This is a genomic window from Brevundimonas sp. (assembly GCF_036400995.1).
In the GTDB taxonomy this organism is placed as follows: Bacteria; Pseudomonadota; Alphaproteobacteria; order Caulobacterales; family Caulobacteraceae; genus Brevundimonas.
In genome coordinates this window covers 1-6,495 of record NZ_DASWWG010000078.1, presented here as the reverse complement: position 1 = coordinate 6,495, position 6,495 = coordinate 1, and the positions used below count along the sequence as shown (strand labels likewise).

Genomic DNA, 6,495 nt, shown 5'->3' with positions numbered 1-6,495 from the left:
GCAGCCCGCCCAGTACGCCGACGCGCCGCGCAGCGCCGTCAGCGACCCGGCGATCGCCGCCGCCGTGTTCGGCATGAACGAGGGCCAGGTCTCCGACCCGATCCAGGCCCGCGTCGGCTTCGTGGTCGCGCGGCTGACCGGCGTGACCCCCGGCCAGGCCGCGACGCTCGACGACGTTCGCGAGCAGGTCGTCCAGGAACTGCGCCAGGAGGACGCCCGCGCCGCCGTGTTCCGCCGCGTCGAGGCGTTCGACAAGGCGCGCCTCGAAGGCAAGTCGCTGGATGCCGCCGTGGCCGAGGTCGGCGCCCGCACGCTGAAGATTCCTTTGGTCACCCGCGAGGGCCAGAGCCTCGAACAGCCGGGCTTCACCGCCCCGCCGCAGCTGCTGCAAACCATGTGGTCGCTCGGCGCCAACGCGGTCAGCGAGGTCGTCGAGGCCGGCGGCGGCCAGTATTTCGTGGTTCGCGTCGACCGCATCGTGGCCCCCGCCCTGCCGTCGCTGGCCGATCCGGAGATCCGCTCCCAGCTCGCCGCCAACTGGACGGCGCGCGAGAACGCCCGCCTGCTGAACACCCGCGTCGAGGCCCTGGCCTCCCGCATCCGCCGTGGCGAGGACCTCGCCGCGGTGGCCGCCTCGGTCAATGCGCCGGTGACCGCGGCGACCAGCGTGAGCCGCCAGGACCAGGCTCGCGGCCAGGGCGTGCTCGGCGGCCTGTTCACCTCGGGCCGCAATGAAGTGTTCTCGCAACAGCAAACCCAGGACAGCTTCGTGATCGGCCGCACCGACAAGGTCACGCCGCCCAATGCCACCCTCGCGGCGGGCATGGCCGAGCAGTTCCGTCCGCGCATGGGCCCGGACAACCTCAACGCCATGGTCGAGACCGCCATCGGCAGCGCCGCCGAGCGCGTCGGCGTCGAGTACGACTTGGCCCTGGCCCGCCAGGCCCTGGGTCTCGAGCCCACGCCCGCCGCCGGCGCGCCGGCCACGCCGACCCCGACCGCCCCGGCGCAATGACGTCCACGGCCGGCGACCGCTCTCTTCGGTCCGAGGTGGTCGTCCGCCGGCTGGTCGACGACCTGGAGACGCCGGTCTCGGCCTTCCTCAAGGTGGGCTGGGGCCGCCGGCACGCCTTCCTGCTGGAGTCGGTCGAGGGCGGCGCCGTCAACGGTCGCTACTCGATCATCACCCGCGAGCCGGACGTCGTCTGGCGCTGCCGGGATCGCAAGCCGGAACTGGCGCGCGGCGAGGCGGCGATCGCCTCGGCGGCGTACGCCCCCGACGGCGACGACCCGCTGGCCTCGCTGCGGGCGCTGATGGCCGCCTCGCGCTTCGACCTGCCGGACGACCTGCCGCCGATGGCCGCGGGCCTGTTCGGGGTGTTCGGCTATGACATGGTCCGGCTGCTGGAGCCTCTGGGCGAGCCCAACCCCGATCCGCTGAACCTGCCGGACGCGGTCCTGACCCGCCCGGCCATCGTCGGCATCTTCGATTCGGTGAAGCACGAGATCGTTCTGGTCTCGGCCGCCTATCCGGACAGCGGACTGGACGCGCAATCGGCCTTCGACGCCGCCGTCGCCCGGCTGGATCGCTTCGAAACGGACCTGCGCACGCCCCTGCCCGCCCTGCCCGTGCCGGTCGAGGCCCCCGGTCCCGACTTCGCCTCGCCGGTCGATGAAGCCGCCTTCGGCGACATGGTCGCCCGGGCCAAGGAGTACATCGCCGCCGGCGATATCTTCCAGGTCGTGCTCAGCCACCGCTTCTCGGCGGTCTGGGACGCGGACCCGCTGGCCTTCTACCGCGCCCTGCGTCGCCAGAACCCGTCGCCCTATCTGTTCTTCCTGGACTTCGGCGACTTCCAGCTGGCCGGGTCCAGCCCGGAGATCCTGGTCCGGCTTAAGGACGGCCGGGTGACCATCCGTCCGCTCGCCGGCACCCGCCCGCGCGGCGAGACGCCCGAGGCGGACAAGGCGCTGGAAGCCGAACTGCTGGCCGATCCCAAGGAACGGGCCGAGCACCTGATGCTGCTGGACCTGGGCCGCAACGACGTGGGCCGGGTGTCCGCGCCGGGCACGGTCGAGGTCACCGAAAGCTTCGTGGTCGAGCGCTACAGCTCGGTCATGCACATCGTCTCGGACGTGCAGGGCGTGGCCGACCCGAAGCTGGACGCCGTCGACACCCTGCTGGCCGCGCTTCCGGCAGGCACCCTGTCGGGCGCGCCCAAGGTCCGGGCCATGGAGATCATCGACGAGCTGGAAGAGCTGAAGCGCGGCGTCGGCTACGGCGGCGGCGTGGGCTACATCTCGGCGGGCGGCGAGGCGGACATCTGCATCGTCCTGCGCACGGCCCTGTTCGCCGACGGCCAGATCCACGTCCAGGCGGGCGCCGGCGTGGTCGCCGACAGCAATCCGGCGGCGGAATATGCGGAGACCCGGGCCAAGGCCCGCGCGCCCATGCGGGCCGCGGACGAGGCGTGGCGCTATCCGTTCGGCAACAGGTCCTGAGACACCGGCGGGGCGTCCGTGAAGCGGACGCCCGGTCCGAGGATCATCACCCCGGCCATCAGGACCGCCGCCGACGCCGCGAGGGCCGCCGCGCCGAGCGCCGCCCAGGGGCTGACCGCCACCGCCTCCGGCGTATTCAGCAGAGCCCGCGCCTTCTGGATCCCGTCGGCCATTCAAGCCTCCCCCGTCGAAGCGTCCCAATTCGGGTCAACAAGGTTAACGCCATCTTACCGCACCCCCGGTGCTTGGCCTGACGGCCTCCAGTCCCTAGAACCAGAGCCATGATCCTCGTCGTCGATAACTACGACAGCTTTACCTACAACCTCGTCCACTACCTCGCGGAGCTGGGCGCGGAGACCAAGGTCGTGCGCAACGACGACCTGACCGCGGCCGAGGCTTGGGCGCTGAAGCCGGAGGCGGTGCTGCTGTCGCCGGGCCCGTGCACGCCGAACGAGGCGGGCATCTGCCTCGCCCTGATCGACACCGCGCCGCTGGACATGCCGATCTTCGGCGTCTGCCTGGGCCACCAGTCGATGGGCCAGGCCTTCGGCGGCGACGTCATTCGCGCCAAGGCCCTGATGCACGGCAAGACCTCGCCCATCCTGCACGACGGCAAGAGCGTCTTCCGCGGCCTGCCCTCGCCCTTCACGGCGACCCGCTACCATTCGCTGGCCGTGAAGCGGGAAACCCTGCCGGACGTGCTGGAGGTCACCGCCTGGACCGCCGACGGCGAAATCATGGGGCTGGCCCACAAGACGCGTCCGATTCACGGCGTCCAGTTCCACCCGGAATCGATCGCCACCGAGCACGGCCACGACCTGCTGGCCAACTTCCTCGACCTGGCGAACGTGCGCCGGACCGCGATGGTCTGACGTGGCCGAGGTGAAGTCCCTGCTCGCCAAGCTGGTCGACGGTCAGGTGCTGTCGGATGCGGAGGCGCACGCCTTCTTCGCCGCCTGCCTGCGTGGCGAGCCGACCCCGGCCCAGGTCGCCGCCGCCGTCACCGCCCTGCGCATCCGCGGCGAGACCGTCGGCGAGATCGCGGCCTTCGCCACCGCCATGCGCGAGGCGGCCCTGACGCTGGACCATCCGTACGAGGTGATCGACACCTGCGGCACCGGCGGCGACGGCCAGCACACCTACAACATCTCCACCGCCGCGGCGCTGGTGCTGGCGGGCGCGGGCCTGAAGGTCGCCAAGCACGGCAACCGGGCCCTCAGCTCCAAATCCGGCTCGTCCGACGTCCTGTCGGTGCTGGGCGTGAACCTGCAGGCGACCGAGGCGCAGCAGCTGCGGGCGCTGGACCGGGCCGGCATCGCCTTCCTGTTCGCCCCGACCTACCACGGCGCCATGCGCCACGTCGGGCCGGTGCGGACCGAGATCGGCTTCCGCACCGTGTTCAACCTGCTCGGTCCGCTCTCCAATCCGGCGCAGGCGAAGCGTCAGGTCATGGGCGTCTATGATCCCCGCCTGCTGGAGCCCCTGGCCGAGGTGCTGGGCCGTCTGGGCGCGATCCGGGCCTGGACCGTCCACGGTCAGGGCCTCGACGAACTGACCGTCACCGGCGAGACCGAGGTGGCGGAATGGAAGGACGGCGCCGTCCGCCGCTTCACCGTGACGCCTGAAGACGCGGGCCTTTGCCGCCACGACATCAGCGCCATCCGCGGCGGCGACGCCGAGGAGAACGCCACGGCCCTGCGCGCCCTGCTGGACGGGGCGACCGGCGCCTATCGCGACGTGGTCCTGCTCAACGCCGCCGCCGCCCTGGTGGTCGCGGACGAGGCCGCCGACCTGGCCGAGGGCGCGGTCCAGGCCGCCGCCGTCATCGACGACGGCCGCGCGGCCAGGGCCCTGGCCGAACTGGTCGAGGCCACCAATACGCCTATCGAGGAAGAGGAGACGGCATGACCGACGTGCTGGAACGGATCGCCGCCTACAAGCGCGAGGACGTCGCCGCCCGGAAAGCCGCTCTGTCACAGGATGCGATAGAGGCCCGCGCGGCCCTCGCCTCCGCCCCGCGTGGCTTCCGCGCCGCTCTGGAAACCAGAGTCGAGGCCACCGGCCGTCCGGCCCTGATCGCCGAGATCAAGAAGGCCAGCCCCTCCAAGGGCCTGATCCGCGCCGACTTCAATCCGCCGGAACTGGCCAAGGCCTATGAGCGCGGCGGCGCCTCCTGCCTGTCCGTCCTGACCGACGGTCCCAGCTTCCAGGGCGACGACAGCTTCCTCGCCGCCGCCCGCGACGCGGTCGCCCTGCCCTGCCTGCGCAAGGACTTCCTGGTCGACCCCTGGCAGGTGGCCGAGAGCCGCGCGCTGGGCGCCGACTGCATCCTGATCATCCTCGCCATGATCGACGACACGCTGGCCGCCGAACTGCTGGCCGAGGCGGAACGCTTCGGCATGGACGCCCTGATCGAGACCCACGACGAGGCCGAGATGGCCCGCGCCTGCAAGCTGGGCGGCGATCTGGTCGGCATCAACAACCGCTCCCTGCGGACCTTCGAGGTCGATCTGGAGACCACCGAACGCCTCGCCATGCTGAGCCCGGTCCGGGCGCTGCTGGTGGCCGAAAGCGGCATCTTCACCCCGGACGACGTCCAGCAGGTCTCCGACGCCCACGCCCAGGCCATCCTCGTCGGTGAAAGCCTGATGCGTCAGGACGACGTCGAGGCGGCGACGCGGGCGTTGCTGGGATGACGATCATCGCGAAGGGCAGCCGCCGAAAGGAGGGCTGGTACATCGCCCTGATCTTCGCCGTGTCCATGATCGGGCTCGGGCGCGCCCTGCTGTGGCCCGGCGGGATAGCCGTTTTCACCGCAGAGGCCTCCGTCCGCGACCAGCTCTTGCTGCTGTCCGCACCCTTTCTGATCGGGGTCGGGATCTGGTGGGTCATCATGATCCGTCGCCAACCCGCGCCTGATCTGGTCATCGCGGAAGGGCGACTGCAGCAGACCGGTTGGTTCGCCCCCCTTCCCGTGGACGACATAGTCGGCGTCGCCTTCAAGCCGGGAAATCTGTTCACCAGGAGGCCCGGCCGCCTGATGCTCGACCTGCGCAACGGTTCGGCCCGCGAGCTTTCGACCATCAGATTGGTGGGAAACGGCGATCAGATCGCCCGCGCAATCGCCGCCGAACTGAAGTTTGACGTCCTCCCGCCGCCGCACCAGCGCCCGCGCGGCGACTTCAAGCGAACCCGGTAACCCTGCCTTAACCGGAACACCTCAGGAACAGTTTGTGGACGTTTGCGGTTTGTTCCGCTAGCGTTCCGGAAACCGGATTCGCCTCGAGGTCTGCATGCTCACCCGCAAACAGCACGAACTGCTCATGTTCATCCACGAGCGGATTCAGGAGACCGGCGTGTCTCCGTCGTTCGACGAGATGAAGGAGGCGCTGGATCTGGCGTCCAAGTCGGGCATCCACCGCCTGATCACGGCGCTGGAGGAGCGCGGCTTCATCCGCCGCCTCGCCCACCGCGCCCGGGCGCTGGAAGTCACCAAGCTGCCGGAACAGGCCACGGCGGGCGCCCCGCGCGGCCATGCGGGCTTCAAGCCCGGCGTGATCGAGGGCGGCGGCCGCCCTCGCGCCGCCGAATCGGCCAACGACACCCGCGAACTGTCCCTGATGGGCAAGATCGCCGCGGGCACCCCCATCGACGCCATCGAGCACGAGACCGCCCGCTATCCGGTGCCGGAAGCCATGCTGGGCTCGGGCGACCACTATCTGCTCGAGATCGAGGGCGACTCGATGATCGAGGCCGGCATCCTCAACGGCGACATGGTAATCATCAAATCGACCGAGAACTGCTCGTCGGGCGAGATCGTGGTGGCCCTGGTCGAGGGCGAGCAGGCCACGCTGAAGCGCCTGCGCAAGAAGGGCGCCTCGATCGCGCTGGAGCCCGCCAACCGCAACTATGAGACCAAGATCTACGGCGCCGATCAGGTCGCCGTTCAGGGCAAGCTGGTCGGCCTGATCCGCCGCTATCACTGACCCTCGG

At 70.5% G+C, this 6,495-nt stretch carries 8 protein-coding genes; 7 read left to right on the top strand and 1 reads right to left on the bottom strand.

What is annotated here, in order from left to right; translation table 11 throughout:
• On the top strand, positions 1–1,015 hold a 1,015-nt coding region (locus VGE03_RS11395), incomplete at its 5' end, for a peptidylprolyl isomerase (protein WP_331046595.1).
• Positions 1,012–2,502 (top strand): anthranilate synthase component I, encoded by a 1,491-nt coding sequence (gene trpE / locus VGE03_RS11390; RefSeq protein WP_331046594.1) that lies wholly within the window; start codon positions 1,012–1,014, stop codon positions 2,500–2,502. The genes VGE03_RS11395 and trpE, both read left to right, overlap by 4 nt.
• On the opposite strand, the gene VGE03_RS11385 is transcribed toward trpE, so the two are convergent.
• Positions 2,478–2,675 carry a hypothetical protein gene (locus tag VGE03_RS11385; RefSeq protein WP_331046593.1) on the bottom strand — a complete coding sequence of 66 codons (198 nt, stop codon included), beginning with the start codon at positions 2,673–2,675 and terminating at the stop codon, positions 2,478–2,480. The two genes, trpE and VGE03_RS11385, sit on opposite strands and share 25 nt — an antisense overlap.
• 108 nt (positions 2,676–2,783) lie before the next feature.
• On the opposite strand from VGE03_RS11385, the gene VGE03_RS11380 reads away from it, so the two are divergent.
• From VGE03_RS11380 to lexA, 5 genes are all read left to right on the top strand, one after another.
• Positions 2,784–3,374: an aminodeoxychorismate/anthranilate synthase component II gene (locus VGE03_RS11380; protein ID WP_331046592.1), complete on the top strand. Its 591-nt coding sequence runs from the start codon at positions 2,784–2,786 to the stop codon at positions 3,372–3,374.
• A gap of 1 nt (position 3,375) precedes the next feature.
• Entirely contained in the window at positions 3,376–4,410 is a 1,035-nt protein-coding gene (gene trpD, locus VGE03_RS11375) for an anthranilate phosphoribosyltransferase (RefSeq protein WP_331046591.1), read from the top strand.
• A complete protein-coding gene (gene trpC / locus VGE03_RS11370) occupies positions 4,407–5,198 on the top strand; it encodes an indole-3-glycerol phosphate synthase TrpC (protein WP_331046590.1) in 792 nt (263 codons plus the stop codon). Before trpD ends, trpC begins: the two co-directional genes overlap by 4 nt.
• Positions 5,195–5,701 carry a hypothetical protein gene (locus VGE03_RS11365; RefSeq protein WP_331046589.1) on the top strand — a complete coding sequence of 169 codons (507 nt, stop codon included), beginning with the start codon at positions 5,195–5,197 and terminating at the stop codon, positions 5,699–5,701. The genes trpC and VGE03_RS11365 overlap by 4 nt, the downstream gene beginning before the upstream one ends.
• Before the next feature lie 94 nt (positions 5,702–5,795).
• On the top strand, positions 5,796–6,488 hold the full coding sequence (gene lexA, locus VGE03_RS11360) for a transcriptional repressor LexA (protein ID WP_331046588.1): 693 nt from the start codon (positions 5,796–5,798) through the stop codon (positions 6,486–6,488).
• The last annotated feature ends 7 nt before the right edge of the window (positions 6,489–6,495 follow it).